The sequence below is a fragment of the Nocardia sp. NRRL S-836 genome, assembly GCF_001279525.1.
GTDB lineage: Bacteria > Actinomycetota > Actinomycetes > Mycobacteriales > Pseudonocardiaceae > Lentzea.
The window spans coordinates 21,745-42,208 of sequence record NZ_LGDY01000122.1; the positions used below are offsets into that span (position 1 = coordinate 21,745).

A 20,464-nucleotide genomic window follows, 5' to 3' on the forward strand; every position below is an offset into this window, starting at 1 on the left:
TCGGCGGATGGGGTGACGTCCGTTCAGGACGAGTCACGGCCGCCCGATGACCCCGGCATGAGCACGAAGGCGTTCCTCGCGACCGCGGTGGTCGGTGGTGCCCTGCTCGCCGCGGCCGTGCCCGCCGCCGCCGGTGAGGACGACCGGCCCGGCGGCCGCCTGTGCGCCGCGCCGTGGCAGTGGAACGGCCCGCTCTCGCTGCTGCACGAGGGCCCCGTGCCCGGCTACGTCACGTGCGCCGACGACCGCGCCACCGGTGGCGGCACCGTCAGCGTGCTGGACGACGCCTGTGCCGTGCCGTGGCGGTGGAACGGCCCGCTGGAGATCTTCACGGTCGACTCACCGGCCCGTCTCGCCTGCGACGGCGACCCGGCCGGCTGACCGCCACGAGCTCAGCGGGATGGCCGGACCGAGCCCTCCGGCCATCCCGCTGACCGTCCCGTGAGGACAGCTCGCGCCGCAGGACCCGAGCTCCGGTGGTGCCGGCACTTCGCCCGCCGGCACCACCCGCCCGCCCTGGTCGCCGGCGGTCCGCCGCCACGCCTGACGAGCGCGTCGGCGCACGGCGACGAGGTCGACGGCACGAGCTCGTACTACCCTGGACAACCGTGCTAGTGCTCGCCGTCGACACGGCCACCCCCGCAGTCACCGCCGGTGTGGTCGACCTCGCGCCAGACACCCCGCCGCGGCTGCTCGCGAAGCGGGTGACGCTCAACCCCAAGGCGCACGGCGAGCTGCTCACCCCGCACATCAGCGCCGCGCTCGAAGAGGCCGGCAAGACCTTCGCCGACCTCGACGCGATCGTCGTCGGCGCCGGCCCCGGCCCGTTCACCGGCCTGCGGGTCGGCCTCGCCACCGCCGCCGCGCTCGGCCAGGCGCTGAACCGGCCGGTCTACCCGGTGGCCACCACGGACGCGATCGCCAGGGACGCCGCCAGCGGCCACCCGCTGCTCGTCGCCACGGACGCGCGCCGCAGGGAGGTCTACTGGGCCGCCTACGACGCCGCGGGCCGCCGCACCGACGGGCCGCACGTCGAACGCCCGCAGGAGCTCGCGGAGAAGCTGCCCGCGCTGGGCGTGCACCAGGCGACCGGTGAGGGCGCGGAGCTCTACGCCGACGTCCTCGGCTTGGAGCTGCTCCAAGCCAGGCACCCGTCGCCGGAGGGCCTGGTCGCCGCCGCGGCCGCCGAGGTGCTCGCGAAGGCCCGTCCCGCCGCGCTCACCCCGCTCTACCTGCGGCGCCCGGACGCGGTCGAACCGGTCGGGCGCAAGCGGGTGACCAGGCCATGACCACCGGCACCGTCACGCTCGCGCCGTTGCAGCACGCCGACGTGCCCAAGTGCCACGAGATCGAGCTCGACCTGTTCCCCGGTGAGGACCCGTGGAGCGAGAACGCGTTCCACAGCGAGCTCGACCGCGGCAACTACTACAAGGGCGCGTACAGCGACAACGAACTCATCGGCTACGCAGGGCTCGCCGCGTCGGCGTACGAGGCGAGTGTGCACACCATCGCCGTGGCACGGCACTGGCAGGGCAAGGGTGTCGGCAAGCTGCTGCTGCGCGACCTGCTGGCCCGCGTCGACGAGATCAACGTGCCGGTGTTCCTCGAGGTCCGCACGGACAACGAGCCCGCGATCGCCCTCTACCGCGCGCACGGCTTCGAACGCCTCGGGCTGCGCCGCCGCTACTACCAGCCGTCGGGTGCCGACGCGTACACGATGGGAAGGCCCGCACAAAGTGTCTAGCCCCAACAACGGTGACCGCCTGATCCTCGGAATCGAGAGCTCGTGCGACGAGACAGGCGTCGGCATCGTCCGCCTCGGCCCGGACGGCGCGCTCGAACTGCTCGCCGACGAGGTCGCCTCCTCCGTCGAGGAACACGCCCGCTTCGGCGGCGTCGTGCCGGAGGTCGCCTCGCGCGCGCACCTGGAGGCCATGGTCCCGACCATGCGCCGCGCGCTCGACACGTCCGGTGTCGAGCTCTCGCAGATCCACTCCATCGCCGTCACCGCCGGTCCCGGTCTGGCCGGCGCGCTGCTGGTCGGTGTCTCCGCCGCGAAGGCGTACGCCGCCGCGCTCGGCAAGCCGCTCTACGGCGTGAACCACCTCGCGGGCCACGTCGCGGCGGACACGCTGCAGCACGGCCCGTTGCCGCAGCGGTGCCTGGCGCTGCTGGTCTCCGGCGGCCACTCGCAGCTGCTGCTCGTCGAGGGCGGCCTGGCGAACTCGATCACCGAGATCGGGTCCACCGTGGACGACGCGGCCGGTGAGGCCTACGACAAGGTGGCGCGGCTGCTCGACCTGCCCTACCCCGGCGGCCCGCCCATCGACAAGCTCGCCAAGACCGGCAACGGCTGCGCGATCGCGTTCCCGCGCGGTCTGACCGGCCCGCGTGACGCGAAGTACGACTTCTCGTTCTCCGGCCTGAAGACCTCCGTGGCCCGCTGGGTCGAACGCGCCGAGCGCGCCGGTGAGGAGATCCCGCTGGCCGACGTCGCGGCGTCGTTCCAGGAGGCCGTCGCGGACGTGCTGACCGCCAAGGCGATCCGGGCGGCGAAGGACCTGAACGTCGGCACGCTGGTGATCTCCGGCGGTGTCGCGGCGAACTCGCGGCTGAGCGGCCTGGCCGCCGAGCGCTGCGCCGAGGCCGGCATCGAGCTGCGCGTGCCGCGCCCCCGCCTGTGCACCGACAACGGCGCGATGATCGCGGCGCTCGGCGCCCACCTCGTCGCGGCGGGCGCCAAACCGTCCAGGATGGACCTCAGCACGACCCCCGGCCTCCCGGTCGGAACCGTGCAAATCCTCTGACCCCGACGTCACGCGGGGCCCCCGCGTTCTCCTCAGGGAAACGCGGGGCCCCCGCGTGACTTCCGGCATGCGGAATGTGCGACATCAGCCGACGCGGTTCAGGCCGGGGTTGCGGTCCTCGACCACGAACGAGGCCTTCGTGACGACCGGAGCCCCGCGACGGGACACGAAGTCCAGGCCTCGGAAGTCCGTGCGCAGCTCATCGGGCGTGAAGCGGGTCAGCGCGTACCCGCGCCGGTTGTTGAAGTACTTCACGTGCGGGTTCTCCCGCAGCCACGACGGCGTCTCCGGGTACTCCTCGGAGCCGTCGCCACCGGCCGTGATCGACGTGGTCACCAGCTCGGTCGCGAGCGTGCGCGACGACGGGTCGTCCCAGCGCTGCTTGACCTCCGCGCCCCACGCGGCGTGCACGTCACCGGTGAGCACGACCGGGTTGCGCACGTCCGCGAACCCCGCCACCACCCGGTCGCGGTCCGCCACGTAGCCGTCCCACGCGTCGAGCAGGAACTTGTCGACGTCACCGGGGATGTAGTCGTACTGCGAGAAGAACACCTGCTGGCCCAGGACGTCCCACCGCGCGCTCGACTCGCGGAAGCCGCGCAGCAGCCACCGCTCCTGCTCGTCGCCGAGCATCGTGCGGGACGGCTCCAGCCGCTGCGGGCAGAGCTGCAACCCGTCGCCGCAGGCCTGGTCGGTGCGGTACTGGCGGGTGTCGAGCATGTGGAACGTGGCCAGCGCGCCCCACCGGATCCGCCGGTACAGCCGCGATGACCTGCGGATGGGCATGTTCTCGTAGTAGGCCCGGAAGGCCGCGGCCCTGCGTGCGGCGAAGTCCGGCTGCGGCTTCTCCGGCTGCAGCCCCGCCCAGTTGTTGTCGACCTCGTGGTCGTCCCACACCACCGCCCACGGCGCGGCGGCGTGCGCGGCCTGCAGGTCCGGGTCGGCCTTGTACTGCGCCTGGCGGCGGCGGTAGTCCGCGAGCGTGACGGTGGTGGGGCCCTCGACGTGGCGGACGTTGCCCTGCGGAGCGACGTGGATGCCGCTCGCGTACTCGTAGGTGTAGTCGCCCAGGTGCAGCACGAGGTCCGGTTCGTCCTCCGCGAGCCGGCGGTAGGCCGTGAAGTAGCCGTGCTCGAACTGCGCGCACGACGCGAAGGCCATCGTCAGCGGCACCGACAGCGATCCGGCGGCGGGCGCCGTGCGGGTGCGGCCGGTGCGGGAGAGGTGCCCGAGCGCCTTGAACCGGTAGGAGTACTCGCGGCCGGGCCGCAGGCCGGACAGTTCCAGGTGGACGCTGTGGCCGTCCTCCGGTCGAGCCGTGGTCGAGCCCTGCTGCACGATCCGGGTGAACCGGTCGTCGTCGGCGAGCTGCCAGGACACCTCGACCGGGCGCGCCGGCATGCCGCCCGACCCGTCGTCGGCGAGCGGATCGCGGGCCAGCCGGGTCCACAACACCACTCCGTCGGGTGTCGGGTCACCCGAGGCCACACCCAGTGTGAAAGGGTCGCTGCGACGGGCGGACGCCGCAGCCGAGAACGCTGTGACCCCGGCCACCCCGGCGAGCAGCAGCGTTCGGCGCGTCAACGTGGACATGGGGTGAACACGGCTCCCAGTGGGTGATCGGTTCGGGACCCTCGTTGAAGCGTTGGCACTCTCATGGGTAGAGTGCCAATTGCACGGCACCAGCACCGCCCCGACCCCCGCGACGGCGGGGTGGCAGGTAGCCGTAACAACGAAACCTGCCAACGACCCGTGGAGGTCATCCCGGTGAGCGTGAACATCAAGCCGCTCGAGGACAAGATCGTCGTTCAGGCCTCCGAGGCCGAGACGACCACTGCCTCCGGCCTCGTGATCCCGGACACCGCGAAGGAGAAGCCCCAGGAGGGCAAGGTCCTCGCGGTGGGCCCCGGCCGCATCGACGACAAGGGCAACCGCGTCCCGGTCGACGTTGCCGTGGGCGACGTCGTCATCTACTCGAAGTACGGCGGCACCGAGGTCAAGTACAACGGCGAGGAGTACCTGATCCTCTCCGCCCGCGACGTGCTGGCCGTCGTCAACTAGGACGACCGGCTGTCATGCCTGACGCCCCGGCGCCCCACTCCGGGGCTTCCGGGGCGTTTCGCTACCAGAGAGGCTTTAGGCAATGCCCAAGCAGATCAGCTTCGACGAGGACGCTCGTCGGGCGCTCGAGCGCGGCGTCAACAAGCTCGCGGACACGGTCAAGGTCACCCTTGGGCCGCGCGGGCGCCACGTCGTGCTCGACAAGAAGTTCGGTGGCCCGACGGTCACCAACGACGGTGTGACCATCGCCCGTGAGATCGAGCTGGACGACGCGTTCGAGAACCTCGGCGCGCAGCTCGCCAAGTCGGTCGCCACCAAGACCAACGACGTCGCGGGTGACGGCACCACCACCGCCACCGTGCTGGCGCAGGCGCTGGTCAAGGAAGGCCTGCGCAACATCGCCGCGGGTGCGAACCCGACCGCGCTCGGCCGTGGCATCCAGGCCGCCTCCGACGCCGTCGTGGACGCGCTCAAGGCCAAGGCCACCCCGGTCAAGGGCCGCGACAACATCGCCCAGGTCGGCACCGTCTCCTCGCGGGACACCTCGATCGGCGCGCTGCTCGGCGAGGCCATCGAGCGGGTCGGCGAGGACGGCGTCATCACCGTCGAGGAGTCCTCGACGCTGGCGACCGAGCTCGCGATCACCGAGGGCGTGCAGTTCGACAAGGGTTACGTGTCGACGCACTTCTCGACCGACCTCGAGGCGCAGGAGGCCGTCTACGAAGACGTCCGCATCCTGCTGCACCGCGAGAAGATCTCGGCGCTGGCCGACGTCCTCCCGGTCCTCGAGAAGGTCGCGGAGGCCGGCAAGCCGCTGCTGATCATCGCCGAGGACGTCGAGGGCGAGGCCCTGTCCACGCTGGTGGTCAACGCCGTTCGCAAGACCCTGAAGGTCGTCGCCGTCAAGGCGCCGTTCTTCGGCGACCGCCGCAAGGCGTTCCTGGACGACCTCGCGGTCGTCACCGGCGGCGAGGTGATCTCCTCGGAGATCGGCCTGAAGCTGTCCGAGACCACGCTCGACCAGCTGGGCTCCGCCCGCCGCGTCGTCGTGACCAAGGACGACACCACGATCGTGGACGGCGGCGGCACCAAGGCCGACATCGCCGGCCGCGCGGAGCAGCTGCGCCGCGAGATCGAGGCCACGGACTCCGACTGGGACCGCGAGAAGCTGCAGGAGCGCCTCGCGAAGCTCTCCGGCGGCATCGCCGTGATCAAGGTCGGCGCCGCCACCGAGACCGAGCTCAAGGAGCGCAAGCACCGCATCGAGGACGCGGTCGCCGCTACGAAGGCCGCGGTCGAGGAGGGCATCGTCCCCGGCGGTGGCTCCGCGCTCGTCCACGCCGCCAAGGTGCTCGACGGCGGCCTGGGCCTGTCCGGTGACGAGGCCACGGGTGTCGCGCTCGTCGCAAAGGCCCTGTCCGCGCCGCTGTTCTGGATCGCCGCGAACGCCGGCCTCGAAGGCGCCGTCGTGGTGAACAAGGTCCGCGAGGGCGACTGGGGCTTCGGCATCAACGCCGCCTCGCTCGAGTTCGGCGACCTGCTGGAGCAGGGCATCATCGACCCGGTCAAGGTCACCCGCTCCGCCGTGGCGAACGCCGCCTCCATCGCCCGCATGGTGCTCACGACCGAGAGCGCCGTCGTGGAGAAGAAGGCGGAAGAGCCCGCCGCGGCCGGACACGGCCACGGTCACGGCCACGGTCACTGAGTTGCCCGTCCCGCCTCGGGCGGGACGGTGAGCTGACAGCCGGAGGGGGCGGTACCTGCGCGGTACCGCCCCCTCCGGCTGTTCTAGACGATCGCCAGCTGGCGCTTGCGCGCCTTGATGATGTGGTCGCGCTCCGATTCCGAGAGCCCGCCCCAGATTCCGTAGGGTTCCTGCACCGCGAGCGCGTGCCTGCGACACATCTCCAGCACTGGGCAGGCGAGGCAGACGGCCTTGGCGCGAGCTTCCCGCCGGGCTCTCGCCGGACCCCGCTCACCGTCGGGGTGGAAGAAGAACGCACTGTCCATGCCCCGGCACGAACCGCGCATCTGCCAGTCCCACAGGTCTGCGTTGGGACCGGGGAGCCTTCGGGTGTCCGCCATCGAGACCGCCTCCGTGACGACTGCTCCATTCGGCTTAATGAAGATCCACCGTAGAACCGCGTCAATACTTGTTCAAGAGGCTGAAGACCCAAATCAACTGATGGGTGACGGCACGCGTGTTCGCTCACTCACCGCCCGGAGTTGCCGCCCGGATGAGGTGAACGGAACATGGCTCTCGTGATGACGCAGCCGGAGCACAGACCAGCCGGTAGTCACACGGGTGAGCCCCTCCTCTCGGTGGCCGCGGTGGCCAGGCGGCTCGGCGTCGCACCCGCGACGCTGCGCACCTGGGACCGCCGCTACGGGCTCGGACCCAGTGGTCACACGGTCGGGCGACACCGCAAGTACGGGCCACGGGACGTGGCACGCCTGGAACTGATGCAGCGCGCTCTTCTTCGTGGCGCCTCATCGGCCGAAGCCGCCCGGTTCGCGCTCGACTCGGGGTCGTCGATCACGCACGGCGAGGCGCCTGCCGCTCCGGCCGGCGGCCGGGGCCTGAAGATGCCGGGCGCGTCCCGGCTCGCCCGCGGGCTCGGCCGTGCGGCGCTCGCGATGGACTCCATCGCCGTGCAGGGGATGCTGGCCGACTCCCTGGCCTCCGACGGCGTGATCGCCACGTGGAACGAGGTCGTCCGGCCGGTGCTGACGGCCGTCTCCGCGCGGTGGGAGCTGTCGGGTGCCGGTGTCGAGGTGGAGCACCTGTTGAACGAGTGCGTGCTCGCGTCGTTCGTGCGCGCGACACCGCTCGTCACGCTCGGCCGCAACCATCGGCCCGTGCTGCTGGCGTGCATGCCGGAGGAGAGGCACAACCTCCCGCTCTACCCGCTGGCGGCGGAGCTGGCGCGGCGCGGGATCGTGGTCCGGCAGCTCGGGGCGGCGTTGCCGGTGGACGCGCTGGCCGCGGCCGTGCGGCGGACCGCGCCGTCGGCGGTGGTGCTGTGGGCGCAGCTGCCCGGGTACGCCGATCCGGGGGTGCTCACCGCGTTGCCGCGCACCCGGCAGCAGGTCCGGGTGTTCGTCGGCGGTCCGGGCTGGCGGCGGGGCGTGGTGCCGTCGCCGGCCGAGCGGGTCGCCGACCTCGGTGACGCGGCGGCCGCCGTGGAGGCCGCCGTCACCTGACGGCACACTGCGTCCTCGTGGACTCTGGGGAAGACGGGCTGCGCCGGGCCGCTTTCGGTGACTCACCCGAGCGGGACGTCTGGGGCGCGCTCGGTGCGCCGAGCGCTCGGGTGCGGTGGCTCGCGGCCGTGGTGCTCGGCGGGCAGGGGCACTACGCCGCCGCGGCGACCGCGTTGGACGCGCTCCGCCACGACCCCGACCCGGTGATCGCCTCGCTCGCCCTGTCGACGCGGGCGTCGCACCACCGCCAGCTCGGTGCCCACCACCTCGCGCGCGGGCTGGACGGCCTGGCGCTCGCCCGTGCCTGCGACGCCGGTGCGGGGGACGCCGACCCGGACGGGATTGACGCCGCCGGTGCGCGGGTCGACGCGGTGCTCGGGCTCGCGGCCGACGCGATCGGCGCCGGGCGGCCTGGTGAGTCGCGGCGGCTGCTCGCCCAGCTCGGCCGCACGCCGTCCTGGCGCGGTGCGGTCCGGCTCGGCTGGGTGAGCGCCGAGGTGGAGCTGGCCTCCGGCCGGGCGCACGCGGCGGTGGCCCCCGCAGAGGAGGCGTACGGCGTGGCGAAGAGGGAGGGAGCGCTCCGGCACACGCTCAAGTCGGCACTCGTGCTCGGCACCTCCCTGGTCGTGGAGGGGACACCCGACGGCCTCGCCCGAGGCGTTGAACTAGTCGAGTGTGAGCTAAATCACAGCGCCGAAAATGGGCTTCATCCGTTGATCTGGCCGAGCGCTCTTGTCCTGGTGGGCCATGCCCCCACGGTGGGCGCAGTCGCCATCAACCGGGCGACGGAGGCTCTGAGCTGCGTGTTACGGAGAGCTGATCCCGTCAGCCGTCAGGTCGCGCTCGAGTCCCCCTGGGTGCCGACCGGGCTGCTCCGTTCCGGGGAACCCCCGAACGCAGACCCTCAGACGAACTTCTTGACGGATTAAGCACCGGATCGTGTCAAGGTCGGGCCATCAGCGTCCGATAGGGGATATGGAACGTCACTCGGCTGCAGGAAAGGAGTCCCCGTGACCACGGTCCTTATTTGCGATGACCGGCGCAGTGTGCGTGAGGGTCTCACCCGCGTGATGTCGGCTGTCCCCGGGGGTTAGCCGCATCGACTGCGTAGCGCACGGTGACGAGTTGTTGGCTCGCTTTTCCAGGCAGCCGGTCGACGTCGTACTGGTGGGAACCCAGCGCGCCGTCCCGACCGGGGTGGAAGCAACCCGTCGGCTCGTCTCCGCGAACCCCCAGGCAAACGTCATCGTGTTCGGTGCCCCCGACGACGCGGGCAGCATCGCCGCCGCGATCGCCGGCGGTGCCCGCGGCTATCTGAGGTGGGACGCGTCGCGCCCCGAGCTTGTGGCAGCCCTCGCGCACACGCTCGCCAGCACCTCGGTGCCCGCACCGCGCCAGCCCTCCGACCCCGGTGTGCAGCTCACGGAGCGCGAGCTCCAGGTGCTGCGCGGCATGAGCCAGGGCAAGAGCAACGGCCAGATCGGCCGCGAGCTCTACCTCTCGGAGGACACGGTCAAGACGCACGCCCGTCGCTTGTTCCGCAAGCTCGGAGTCCGTGACCGCGCCCAGGCGGTCGCACACGGCTTCCGGCGTGGTCTCGTGCAGTAGTCAGCGCCACGGCGTTCGACGAGCAAGCCGCAATCCCCCAGCCCGGTGACACTGTCGCCGGGCTGCGGCCGTTCGGCGTGTCGGCTGATCACGCGTGGTGTCCATACCCCGTTGATGAACAGACGGCGCTCAGACCGGTACGGTGAGAACCACTGCTCGAAGTCGCCGTGGGTGACTCGTGTTGTTCTATGTCGGTACGCCAACAAGTAACACCAGGGCTGTTGTCTGCGATGACCAACTTGGGGGACGGACTGGACGCCGAAGTGGGCGCGGCCGTCGACGGCGACCGCCAGGCGATCGAACGCCTGCTGGCCTCCATTCGTCCTCTGGTGGTGCGGTACTGCCGCGCCAGAGTTGGCAGGCAGGAGCGAAGCTTCGCTTCGGCGGACGATGTGGCCCAGGAGGTGTGTCTCGCGGTGCTCACGGCATTGCCCAGCTACCGCGATCAGGGTCGGCCCTTCCTCGCGTTCGTCTACGGGATCGCGGCGCACAAGGTGGCCGACGCACATCGGTCTGCCGCCAGGAACCGCTCCGAGCCCGTTCCCGAGGTACCCGACGCGCCGGAGACCGGAGCTGGTCCGGAACAGCGGGCCATGCAGGGCGAACTCTCCGACCGGATGGCCGTCCTGCTGCGCGTCCTGCCGGAGAAGCAGCGGGAGATCCTGCTGTTGAGGGTGGTGGTCGGACTCTCCGCCGAGGAAACTGCCGAGGCGGTCGGTTCGACGCCGGGTGCGGTCCGGGTGGCGCAACACCGTGCGCTGGCTCGGCTGCGCAAGTCGCTGGCAGCGGAGGAGGTGGTCTGAGTGGCCGACGAACACGGGAAGGACGACGGAGAAGTGCGCGGACAGGACGATAGAGCCCCGCACGAACCCGTTGCAGATGATCTTTCGGCTGTACAGGCCGATGACCGGCTGCTGGACGCACTGGGGTCAGCGACACCAGGTGCGGCCGGCGCACTGGTCGACGACGAGCTGAACGCGTTGCTGCTCGCGTGGCGGCACGAGGTGGAGACCGAGCCCTTCGGAGAGCTCGTCGACACCGAGACCGCCATCGCCACGATCCAGGCTGCCCGCCCGCAGCCGGTGAGCAAGCACCGCTTCCTGATCCCCCTGGCAAGCGCCGCCGCGGTGCTCGCCATCGCCTTCACCGGCGTGAGCCTCGTGGCCCGCGACGCCCAGCCGGGCGACGCGCTCTGGGGCCTCACCCGAGTGCTCTACTCCGAGCACGCGAAGTCCATCGAGGCGGCGGCCATCGTCCGCAGCGACCTCGACTCGGCCCGCCTCGCCCTGCGCGAGGGCAAGGTCAGCGAGGCCCGCGAGAAGCTCAACAGGATCGAGGCCAGCCTCGGGTCCATCTCGACCGACGACGGCAAGGCCCAGCTCGAGGAAAAGCACAAGGAACTCGCGAAGCAGCTGGACACGAACACCTCGGTGACGTCACCCACCACGCCACCGCCCGTCGTGCCCCAGCCCACCGAGCCCTCGACCAAGCCGACGACCCCGTCCTCGCCCCCGACGACGGAAGCCTCGACCTCCCCGCCGCCCACGTCCGCGCCGTCGGAGACCCCTCCGCCGCCGAACCCGACGTCGAACGGCGAAGAGCCCCCGCCTCCGCCGCCGGATCCGGGGACCAAGGAGACGCCTGGGTCCAGTGGGACCAACGCGGTCAACGAAGGTGGGAGTACGGGGACCAACTGAAGTTGGATCGCCGAGTGAGACGAGATGTGAACGCCCCTGACTTCGCGGAGGTCAGGGGCGTTCACACGTCAGGTGGAATGACGATCGGGTGACCCGGATGGGGGTCCGTGGTTTGTCGTCTTGGCGCCCAGGGTGGGTTGCGTCCGGTGGTCTGTCGCCTTGGCACCGGGGTCGAGTTTGGTCCGTTGTCTGTCGCCTTGGCACCGGGGGTGGTCGGGCACGTGAGCGATCACCTTGATGCCGTGGTCTTGCAGGCAGGGACGACGTTCGGGGTGCATCGCCGCTTCGCGACGATCGCGATTGGGGCTTGACTTCGAGCCTCTAGCGGGGCGATGAGTCCGCCTAAAAGCCGGGCTGAGAAGAGCCCGGCCGATCCCTGCCAGGATATCGCCCCGCCCTCAAAGTCAAGCCCCAATCGCAGGTCAAAGGGGCTGTCACCGCTACCCGTCGAGGGAAGGTAGATACGTCTCGCTTCGCTCGATAGGGCTCGCCATCCGAGGCATCGGGCCGATTCGTCTCGCTTCGCTCGACGGGTGTGATCATGACCGAGTCGCCGGGGGTCTGCCGCGCGGCACGGTGCGTGGCGGTGCCTCGGGCAGGTCGGTACGTCTCGCCGTGCTCGACGGGCCCCACCATGGTCGACCGGGGCCGGAGCCAGCTCGCCTTGACTGGATCTGGAGCGCCAGCGTCGAGTGTTCAGGCGCCGTGTGTCCGGAAGTGTCAGACCCGGTGTGGCCAGAAATGTCAGACCCCGTGGGTACGTTGGGTCGCGGGGGAGCCAAATGCGCGGGGGACCCCTGCGCGAGCCTGCCGGTGAGCCTGTGGCGGGTGCGCCGTCTCTGGCACCGCTGTCCACCCGCCAGCCCGCCGCTCATCGAGCCCGAGACGGGTGCGCGGCTCGGCTAACGCCGTTCCGCCCCTCGCCACGCCTGCCGAACGAGTCCGTGGCGGGATGCGCACCTCACCGCACACCGCTCACCCGCCAGCCCGCTCACCGAGCCCGTGGCGGGTGCACGGCCCGGCCGTCCACGGCTCCACCCCCTCGCCACGCCTGCCGAGCGGCCCGTGGCCGGGTGCGCGACCAACGTCACGCCTTGACCTCGGTCACCCCACCCAGCCGACCCCAACCGCCGGAAGCGCACCCGCCCCGAAAGTCGGCGTGAATCCCGCGCAACCGCCCACCAAAGGCCGCGCTGAGCAGCCCAAAAGAAAAGTCAGCGCGCCGACTCGGTGGCCGTGACCCCATCGGCGTAGCCGCGGCAGTACTCCCAGCTCACGTAGGCGCCGGGGTCCGGGTCGAAGGCGGGCTCGTGGGGACGCATGCGGCCGTCCGCGAGGAGCTGTTCGAGTGAGGCTCGTAACAAAGCCCAGTCGTGGTAGTGCGGTTCCTCGCACTCGCCGCAGTCCACGACGATGCCGCGGACGCCCCTGTGTTCGAGGAGGGCCTGGTAGACGGCGAGGTCGCTCAGGTCGCTGACCAGCTCGGCGCGTTCCTCGTCGTCCATCGGGGCGTGGTCGTGGTGGTCGGGCTCACCCAGAGAGCGCGCGGGGTCCTCGGGGTCGCCCGCGAAGGGGTCTGGTGGCAACGCGTCGTGCGGCACGACCCCGCACGGTACCCGCCGTACCCCGGGATACGTCCAGATACCATGGGCAGCACCGCCTCCGCCTGCGGAAACCGGACGCAGCGACGGAGGCAACCGCACGACGGAAGGCATGCCACCCGCCATGACCAGCGAGCTCAACGCTGACGGAGTCCCGAGCAAGTTCGCGATGCTGGGATTGACCTTCGACGACGTGCTCCTGCTGCCTGCCGAGTCGGACGTCGTCCCGAGCGGCGTCGACACGAGCACCAGGATCTCGCGCAACATCAGCCTCAAGATTCCGCTGGCCAGCGCAGCGATGGACACGGTCACCGAAGGTCGGATGGCGATCTCGATGGCGCGGCAGGGCGGCATCGGTGTGCTGCACCGCAACCTCAGCATCGAGGACCAGGCGCGGCAGGCGGAGACCGTCAAGCGGTCCGAGGCCGGCATGGTCACGGACCCGGTGACGTGCTCCCCGGACGCCACGCTGGCGGAGGTCGACGCGTTGTGCGCGCGCTACCGCATCTCCGGTGTGCCGGTCACCGACTCGAACAACAAGCTGGTGGGCATCATCACGAACCGCGACATGCGGTTCGAGCTCGACCACGCCAAGAAGGTCAGCGAGGTCATGACCAACGGCCCGCTGGTCACGGCGCAGGTCGGCGTGTCGGCCGAGGCCGCGCTGGGGCTGCTGCGGCGGCACAAGGTCGAGAAGCTGCCGATCGTCGACGGTGACGGCAAGCTCAAGGGCCTGATCACGGTCAAGGACTTCGTGAAGACCGAGCAGTACCCCAACGCCACCAAGGACCCGGACGGCCGCCTGCTGTGCGCCGCCGCCGTGGGTGTGGGTGAGGACTCGTTCGTCCGCGCGATGACGCTCGCCGAAGCCGGCGTGGACGTGCTGATGGTCGACACGGCGCACGGGCACTCGCGCGGCGTGCTGGAGATGGTCGCCCGCATCAAGAAGGAGCTCGGCGACTCGACGGACGTCGTCGGCGGCAACATCGCCACGCGGGCCGGTGCGCAGGCGTTGATCGACGCGGGCGCGGACGGTGTGAAGGTCGGTGTCGGGCCCGGCTCGATCTGCACCACGCGCGTGGTCGCCGGTGTCGGCGTGCCGCAGATCACCGCGATCTACGAGGCCTCGCTGGCCTGCCGTCCCGCCGGGGTGCCGGTGATCGGTGACGGTGGCATCCAGTACTCCGGCGACATCGCGAAGGCCATCGCGGCCGGTGCGTCCGCCGTGATGCTCGGGTCGCTGCTCGCGGGCACCCAGGAGGCGCCCGGCGACCTGATCCTGGTCAACGGCAAGCAGTTCAAGACCTACCGGGGCATGGGCTCGCTGGCCGCGATGCAGTCGCGCGGCGAGAACAAGTCGTTCTCGAAGGACCGCTACTTCCAGGACGACGTGCTCAACGAGGACAAGCTCGTGCCCGAGGGCATCGAGGGCCGCACGCCGTTCCGCGGCCCGCTGTCGCAGGTCGTGCACCAGCTCAACGGCGGTCTGCGCGCGGCGATGGGCTACACCGGCTCCCGCACGATCGCCGAGCTGCAGAACCAGCAGCTCGTGCGGATCACCGCGGCGGGCCTGAAGGAAAGCCACCCGCACGACATCACCATGACCGTCGAAGCCCCGAACTACACAACCCGCTGAGCGGGACCCGCTAAGAGCTCTGGAGAGGAACAACAGGTGCGCGATCTGGTCGAGATCGGCATGGGCCGGACCGCGAGGCGGGCCTACGAGCTGGACGACATCGAGATCATCCCGTCACGTCGGACGAGGTCGTCGAAGGACGTCTCCACGACGTGGCAGATCGATGCCTACCGGTTCGACATCCCGCTGATCACCCACCCGACGGACGCGATCGTGTCGCCGGGCACGGCGGTGGCGGTCGGCGAGCTGGGCGGACTCGGTGTGCTCAACGCCGAGGGCCTCTGGGCGCGGCACGGTGACGTGGACGAGGCGCTGTTCCGCCTCGTGCAGGCCACCGAGGACAACGACGACCCGGCGGCGGCGGTCAAGGTGCTGCAGGAGCTGCACGCCGCGCCGCTGCGGATGGACCTGGTCGTCGAGGCGATCAAGCAGGTCCGCGAGTCGGGCGTCACGGTGGCGGCGCGGGTCAGCCCGCAGCGCGCCGCCGAGCTGACCCCCGACCTGCTGGCCGCGGGCGTGGAGATCCTGGTCGTGCAGGGCACGATCATCTCCGCCGAGCACGTGTCGCGCGACGGCGAGCCGCTGAACCTGAAGTCGTTCATCGCGGACCTCGACGTCCCGGTGATCGCGGGTGGCGTCGGCGACTACCGCACGGCGATGCACCTGATGCGCACCGGTGCGGCGGGTGTGATCGTCGGCTACGGCTACTCGCCGGGCGTCACGACCACCGACTCGGTGCTGGGCATCGGCGTGCCGATGGCCACGGCCATCGCGGACGCCGCGGCCGCGCGCCGCGACTACCTCGACGAGACCGGCGGCCGGTACGTGCACGTCATCGCCGACGGTGGCGTGATGACCTCCGGTGACGTGGCCAAGTCGATCGCCTGCGGTGCGGACGCCGTCATGCTCGGCGAGCCCCTCGCGGCCGCGACCGAGGCACCCGGCCAGGGCCTGTACTGGACCGCGTCGTCGGCGCACCCGTCGGTGCCGCGCAGCCTGATCGCCGAGGCCGTCGACCAGGAGCTCGACCTGCGCACGCTGCTCTTCGGGCCGTCGTCGGACCCGCGCGGCGTCACGAACCTGTTCGGCGCCCTGCGCAGGGCCATGGCCAAGACCGGCTACTCGGACCTCAAGGAGTTCCAGAAGGTCGGACTGACCATCCGGGGCTAGTCGTCTGCTGCGGAAGGGCGAGTTCCGGTTGGGACGCGCCCTTCTGCTTTGCTGGGTGACGTGCCGCTCGTCGAGATCACGTACGCCCCCCACATCCCGCACGCCCTGCTCAAGGACCTCGCCGCGACGCTCCCGCACGCCGTCTCGCTGGCGGTCGAGTGCCCGGAGGAGCCCTACGACGGCAACCTGCGGCCCGGTGACGTGGAGCTGCGGTTCCGGCCGCGCGGTCCGTTCGACTCCACCGGCATGGACCTCGTGGTCGAGGTCAGGTCCAAGTGGTTCGAGAGCCGTGCGGCCAACCGGCAGGACCGCGCCGACGGTCTGTGCGCGGCGGTCGCCGACGCGACCGGGCTGCTCGACGTGGGCGTTTACCTCAGCCTCCCGGTCGCGGCGTGGGCGCAGAGCTGATCTTGCAACCGACCGGGTGTCCCGTGCGTCTGTAGGGCGTGGATTTGGATGCCCTCTTCGACAAGGACAACGGCAGCGTCGGCACGGTCGAGGAGCCGGAGACCGACGAGGTGGCGGACGAGGCCGCCGACGACACCGACGACAGCGGTATCGGCTGGAAAGCCCTGGTCCTGTTCATCTGCGGTGGACTGGTGATCACGGCGCTGGTCGTGGCGTTCATGGTCTGGGTGATCGAGGGCTTGGTGCTCTGAGCCGCCGCCGGGCGCGGAGATTCCCGGCTGAACCGATCGGGGACTAGGCGTTACCGGAAGTAACGCCTACTCTCCGGTTCATGGGTGAACTCGCCGGTAACTTCGATGTGGTCATCGTCGGCTCCGGGTTCGGCGGGAGCGTGGCCGCGCTCCGGCTGACCGAGAAGGGCTATCGCGTCGCCGTGCTCGAAGCGGGCCGCCGCTTCGCCGACGACGAGTTCGCCAGGACGAGCTGGGACCTCAAGAAGTACCTGTGGGCACCTCAGCTCAGGTGCTTCGGCATCCAGCGCATCCACCTGCTGCGCAACGTCATGGTGCTGGCCGGCGCCGGGGTCGGCGGCGGCAGCCTCGTGTACGCGAACACGCTGTACCGGCCGCTCCGGCCGTTCTACGAGGACCGGCAGTGGGCGCACATCACCGACTGGCAGTCCGAGCTCGACCCGTTCTACGACCAGGCGAGCCGCATGCTGGGCGTGGTCACGAACCCGACCACGACCCCGAGCGACGTCGTCATGCAGAAGGTCGCGAAGGACATGGGCGTCGAGGACAGCTACCACCCCACGCCCGTCGGCGTCTTCTTCGGCGAACCCGGCCAGCCGGCCGAGGACCCCTACTTCGGTGGCGCCGGACCGGCCAGGACGGGCTGCACCGAGTGCGGCAGCTGCATGTCCGGCTGCCGGGTCGGCGCCAAGAACACGCTGGTCAAGAACTACCTCTACCTCGCGGAGCAGCTGGGCGCCAAGGTCTTCCCGCTGACCACGGTCACCGAGCTGACCGAGGCCGGCGGCCGGTGGACCGTGCAGGCCAAGCAGACCGGCGGGCGCGCGAAGGCCACGTTCACCGCCGACCAGGTGGTGCTCGCGGCCGGCACCTGGGGCACGCAGCAGCTGCTGCACAAGGCGCGGGCCACCACCCTGCCGAAGATCTCGGCCAGGCTCGGCGAGCTCACCCGCACCAACTCCGAGTCGATCATCGGGGCCGGGCGGTTCAGCGTCGATCCGCGCAACGACTTCACCAGGGGCGTGGCGATCACCAGCTCCATCCACCCCGACGAGATCACGCACATCGAGCCGGTGCGGTACGGCAAGGGCAGCAACGCCATGGGCCTGCTGCAGACGCTGGCCACGGACGGTGCCGCGAGCACGCCGCGGTGGCTGCAGTTCCTCCTGCAGGCGGTCAAGCACCCGCTGAAGCTGCTCCGGCTGCTCAGCGTGCACCGGTGGAGCGAGCGCACGGTGATCCTGCTGGTCATGCAGAGCCTGGACAACTCCATCACCACGTTCCTCAAGCGCGGCAAGCTCACCAGCAGGCAGGGCCACGGCGAGCCCAACCCGGCGTTCATCCCGGCCGGTCACCAGGCGAACGTGCTGGCCGCCAAGCACATCGACGGCATCCCCGGCGGCACGTGGGGCGAGCTGTTCAACATCCCGCTGACCGCGCACTTCATCGGCGGCTGCGCGATCTCCAGCACCCCGGCCGACGGCGTGATCGACCCGTACCACCGCGTCCACGGCTACCCCGGTCTGTCCGTTGTGGACGGTGCGGCGATCAGCGCCAACCTCGGAGTGAACCCCTCGCTCACGATCACCGCGCAGGCCGAGCGCGCGTTCTCGCTGTGGCCGAACAAGGGCGAGCAGGACCAGCGACCGGCCCAGGACCAGCCGTACCGCCGGATCAGCCCGACGAAACCGAAGAACCCGGCGGTGCCCGACCACGCCCCGGCCGCACTCCGACTGCCAATCGTCAAAGCGTCCTGAGCTGGTTCGTTTGGCTACGGTGGAAGCATGGCCACCAAGCCTTTCGCTTCCAGTGCCGATCTCGCCCCCAAGGACGAGGTGTTCGTCGAGCTCGCCGACGGCGTCTACACCCTGACCGCCGAGGGCGACCCCAACGTCGGCGCCATCGAGGCCGACGACTTCCTGATCTGCTTCGAGGCGCGCGCCACACCCGCGGCCGCGCGCCGCTGGCTCACGACCCTGCGCAAGCACACCAGGAAGCCCGTCCGCTACCTGGTGCTGAGCCACTACCACGCCGTCCGCACGCTGGGTGCCAGCGCGTTCGACGCGCAGGAGGTCGTGGCGCACGAGATGACCAGGGTGCTGATCGCCGAACGCGGTCGGCAGGACTGGGAGAGCGAGTACGGCCGGATGCCGCGGCTGTTCGAGCGGCCCGCGGAGATCCCGGGGCTGACCTGGCCCACGCTCACGTTCTCCGACCGCATGACCATCCCGCTCGGCGACGAGCGCGGTGACCTCGTGCTGCAACACCTCGGCCGCGGCCACACGGCGGGGGACATCGTGGCGTGGTTACCGCAGCAGCGGATCCTGTTCGCCGGTGACCTGGTCGAGTCGCAGGCCGCGCTCTACACCGGTGACGCGTTCCACGACGAGTGGGCCACGTCCACTTTGGACAACATCGAGGACCTCGGTGCCGAGGTGCTGGTGGGCGGGCGCGGCAAGGTGGCACGCGACCGGATCGAGGTCGACGCCGCGATCGCGCAGAGCCGGCACTTCCTCGACGAGCTGCGCCGCACGGTCGGTGGCGTGCACGCCGAGGGCGGCACGCTCAAGCAGGCCTTCCAGCTGGCCCACCAGGCGCTGGTGCACCGGTACGGGCGCTGGCCGATCTTCGAGCACTGCCTGCCGTTCGACGTGCAGCGCTACTGGGACGAGTGCGACGGCAAGGACTGGCCGGAGATCTGGACCGCGCAGCGCGACCGCGCGGTCTGGGACGCCCTGCAATGACCGTCCTGGTCGTCGGCGCGGGACCGGTTGGGCTCACGGCGGCGCTGCTGCTGGCCCGCGCCGGCGTGCCGAGCGTGGTGCTGGAGAAGGCGGCCGGGCGGTCGCGGGCCGGCAGCCGGTCGATCTGCGTGCAGCGCGACGTGCTGGAGGTCCTCGAACGGGTCGGCGTCGGGCAGACCGTGGCCGACGCCGGGGTCACCTGGTACACCGGCCGCACGTACCACCGCGACCGCGAGGTGGCGACGCTGACCTTCCCGCGGGCACCGGGTTTCCCGCCGTTCGTGAACACCCCGCAGACCGTCGTCGAGCGGTTGCTGGAGGACCGCGTCCGCGCCGAGCCGTTGATCGAGCTGCGCCACGGCCACGAGGTCACCGGCCTGACCCAGGACGCCGACGGTGTGTCCACATCGGACGGTGTGCGGGGAACCCATTGCATAGCGGCGGATGGCGCGCACTCGACGGTGCGCCGGTTGCTGGGCGTCCCGTTCGAGGGCTTCTCCTTCGACGACCGGTTCATCATCGCCGACGTGCGCGTCGACCTGGAGTTCCCGGCGCCCGAACGCCGCTTCTACTTCGATCCGCCGTGGAATCCTCGCCAAGGAGGTGTTCCACCCAGGCAGGTCCTGCTGCACCCGCAACCGGACGGCGTGTGGCGGATCGACTGGCAGGTCGCCGGGGACGTCACGCTCACCGACGACCACATCCGCGCGATAGTCGGCGACAAGCCGTACGAGGTCGTCTGGCAGTCCACCTACCGCTTCCACCAACGCCGTGCGCGCACGTTCCGCGTCGGACGGGTCCTGCTCGCGGGCGACGCGGCGCACGTCATGAGCCCGTTCGGCGCCCGCGGTCTGAACTCCGGCATCTGCGACGCCGACAACGCGGCGTGGAAGATCGCCGCCGACCGCGCGGGCGAGGCGGGGCCGGGGTTGCTGGCGTCCTACGACGTCGAACGCGGTGCCGCCGCCGACGAGAACCTCCGCGTCACGGACGCCACCATGCGGTTCCTGGTGCCGCGCGACGACGAGGAACGCGAACACCGGCGACGTGCGCTGGAGTCCGGCGAGGGCATCGACTCGGGCAGGCTCTTCACCCCGTTCGCCTACACCGCCTCCCCGCTCACCACGGATGGCGGCGAGCTGATCGCGGGTTCCCGCGTCGCAGGACCGGGGTTCACGGTGCTGGACGGGCGTCTGATCAGGCCGGACGGCCACGTCGCAGGCAGCGCTGCCGACGACAACGCCACGCGCAGGGCGCTCGGCTGGTGAACTGGACCA

20 protein-coding genes and 1 pseudogene are annotated in these 20,464 nt (G+C 70.9%); 18 read left to right on the plus strand and 3 right to left on the minus strand.

Annotation, left to right across the window (positions count from 1 at the left end):
• Positions 1–57: 57 nt before the first annotated feature.
• The 4 genes from ADL03_RS31990 (at position 58) to tsaD (ending at position 2,807) form a co-directional block, all read left to right on the plus strand.
• Entirely contained in the window at positions 58–381 is a 324-nt protein-coding gene (locus tag ADL03_RS31990) for a hypothetical protein (protein ID WP_053737322.1), read from the plus strand.
• Between the two features lie 227 nt (positions 382–608).
• The gene (tsaB, locus tag ADL03_RS31995) at positions 609–1,289 is read left to right on the plus strand and encodes a tRNA (adenosine(37)-N6)-threonylcarbamoyltransferase complex dimerization subunit type 1 TsaB (protein ID WP_053737323.1); all 681 of its coding nucleotides are present in this window, start codon (positions 609–611) and stop codon (positions 1,287–1,289) included.
• Positions 1,286–1,744: a ribosomal protein S18-alanine N-acetyltransferase gene (gene rimI / locus ADL03_RS32000; protein ID WP_053737324.1), complete on the plus strand. Its 459-nt coding sequence runs from the start codon at positions 1,286–1,288 to the stop codon at positions 1,742–1,744. The genes tsaB and rimI overlap by 4 nt, the downstream gene beginning before the upstream one ends.
• On the plus strand, positions 1,737–2,807 hold the full coding sequence (gene tsaD / locus ADL03_RS32005) for a tRNA (adenosine(37)-N6)-threonylcarbamoyltransferase complex transferase subunit TsaD (RefSeq protein WP_053737325.1): 1,071 nt from the start codon (positions 1,737–1,739) through the stop codon (positions 2,805–2,807). Before rimI ends, tsaD begins: the two co-directional genes overlap by 8 nt.
• Before the next feature lie 84 nt (positions 2,808–2,891).
• Here tsaD and ADL03_RS32010 read toward each other — a convergent pair whose 3' ends face one another.
• Positions 2,892–4,400 carry an alkaline phosphatase gene (locus ADL03_RS32010; protein ID WP_053737326.1) on the minus strand — a complete coding sequence of 503 codons (1,509 nt, stop codon included), beginning with the start codon at positions 4,398–4,400 and terminating at the stop codon, positions 2,892–2,894.
• A 174-nt stretch (positions 4,401–4,574) separates the two neighbouring features.
• Here ADL03_RS32010 and groES point away from each other — a divergent pair, with 174 nt between their 5' ends.
• On the plus strand, positions 4,575–4,868 hold the full coding sequence (groES, locus tag ADL03_RS32015) for a co-chaperone GroES (RefSeq protein WP_053737364.1): 294 nt from the start codon (positions 4,575–4,577) through the stop codon (positions 4,866–4,868).
• 82 nt (positions 4,869–4,950) lie between these two features.
• Complete coding sequence (groL, locus tag ADL03_RS32020; RefSeq protein WP_053737327.1) at positions 4,951–6,573, plus strand: chaperonin GroEL; 1,623 nt, start codon at positions 4,951–4,953, stop codon at positions 6,571–6,573.
• 83 nt (positions 6,574–6,656) lie between these two features.
• Here the strand turns inward: groL and ADL03_RS32025 are convergent, their stop codons facing one another.
• Positions 6,657–6,953, minus strand: coding sequence for a WhiB family transcriptional regulator (locus ADL03_RS32025; protein ID WP_053737328.1), 297 nt, complete (start codon positions 6,951–6,953; stop codon positions 6,657–6,659).
• 168 nt (positions 6,954–7,121) lie between these two features.
• Here ADL03_RS32025 and ADL03_RS32030 point away from each other — a divergent pair, with 168 nt between their 5' ends.
• The 5 genes and pseudogenes from ADL03_RS32030 to ADL03_RS32050 all read left to right on the plus strand — a co-directional run bounded on the left by ADL03_RS32030 (position 7,122) and on the right by ADL03_RS32050 (position 11,377).
• Positions 7,122–8,072 (plus strand): MerR family transcriptional regulator, encoded by a 951-nt coding sequence (locus ADL03_RS32030; RefSeq protein WP_197288823.1) that lies wholly within the window; start codon positions 7,122–7,124, stop codon positions 8,070–8,072.
• 17 nt (positions 8,073–8,089) lie between these two features.
• Positions 8,090–9,001 carry a hypothetical protein gene (locus tag ADL03_RS32035; protein ID WP_063798778.1) on the plus strand — a complete coding sequence of 304 codons (912 nt, stop codon included), beginning with the start codon at positions 8,090–8,092 and terminating at the stop codon, positions 8,999–9,001.
• 81 nt (positions 9,002–9,082) lie between these two features.
• A pseudogene (locus ADL03_RS32040) lies at positions 9,083–9,680 on the plus strand (response regulator transcription factor).
• 230 nt (positions 9,681–9,910) lie between these two features.
• Complete coding sequence (locus ADL03_RS32045) at positions 9,911–10,483, plus strand: sigma-70 family RNA polymerase sigma factor (protein WP_053737331.1); 573 nt, start codon at positions 9,911–9,913, stop codon at positions 10,481–10,483.
• The gene (locus ADL03_RS32050) at positions 10,484–11,377 is read left to right on the plus strand and encodes an anti-sigma-D factor RsdA (protein WP_053737332.1); all 894 of its coding nucleotides are present in this window, start codon (positions 10,484–10,486) and stop codon (positions 11,375–11,377) included.
• Positions 11,378–12,591: 1,214 nt separating this feature from the next.
• On the opposite strand, the gene ADL03_RS32055 is transcribed toward ADL03_RS32050, so the two are convergent.
• On the minus strand, positions 12,592–12,978 hold the full coding sequence (locus ADL03_RS32055; protein WP_053737333.1) for a DUF5319 domain-containing protein: 387 nt from the start codon (positions 12,976–12,978) through the stop codon (positions 12,592–12,594).
• A gap of 124 nt (positions 12,979–13,102) precedes the next feature.
• Between ADL03_RS32055 and guaB the strand changes: the two genes are divergently transcribed.
• From guaB to ADL03_RS32090, 7 genes are all read left to right on the plus strand, one after another.
• Complete coding sequence (guaB, locus tag ADL03_RS32060; RefSeq protein ID WP_053737334.1) at positions 13,103–14,614, plus strand: IMP dehydrogenase; 1,512 nt, start codon at positions 13,103–13,105, stop codon at positions 14,612–14,614.
• 36 nt (positions 14,615–14,650) lie between these two features.
• Positions 14,651–15,784: a GuaB3 family IMP dehydrogenase-related protein gene (locus tag ADL03_RS32065; protein ID WP_053737335.1), complete on the plus strand. Its 1,134-nt coding sequence runs from the start codon at positions 14,651–14,653 to the stop codon at positions 15,782–15,784.
• 60 nt (positions 15,785–15,844) lie between these two features.
• Complete coding sequence (locus tag ADL03_RS32070; protein WP_053737365.1) at positions 15,845–16,192, plus strand: hypothetical protein; 348 nt, start codon at positions 15,845–15,847, stop codon at positions 16,190–16,192.
• A gap of 38 nt (positions 16,193–16,230) precedes the next feature.
• The gene (locus tag ADL03_RS32075; protein WP_157529526.1) at positions 16,231–16,443 is read left to right on the plus strand and encodes a hypothetical protein; all 213 of its coding nucleotides are present in this window, start codon (positions 16,231–16,233) and stop codon (positions 16,441–16,443) included.
• A gap of 80 nt (positions 16,444–16,523) precedes the next feature.
• Positions 16,524–18,200: an FAD-dependent oxidoreductase gene (locus ADL03_RS32080; protein WP_053737337.1), complete on the plus strand. Its 1,677-nt coding sequence runs from the start codon at positions 16,524–16,526 to the stop codon at positions 18,198–18,200.
• Between the two features lie 27 nt (positions 18,201–18,227).
• The gene (locus tag ADL03_RS32085; protein WP_053737338.1) at positions 18,228–19,187 is read left to right on the plus strand and encodes an MBL fold metallo-hydrolase; all 960 of its coding nucleotides are present in this window, start codon (positions 18,228–18,230) and stop codon (positions 19,185–19,187) included.
• A complete protein-coding gene (locus tag ADL03_RS32090; RefSeq protein WP_053737339.1) occupies positions 19,184–20,455 on the plus strand; it encodes an FAD-dependent monooxygenase in 1,272 nt (423 codons plus the stop codon). Before ADL03_RS32085 ends, ADL03_RS32090 begins: the two co-directional genes overlap by 4 nt.
• Positions 20,456–20,464: the final 9 nt, after the last annotated feature.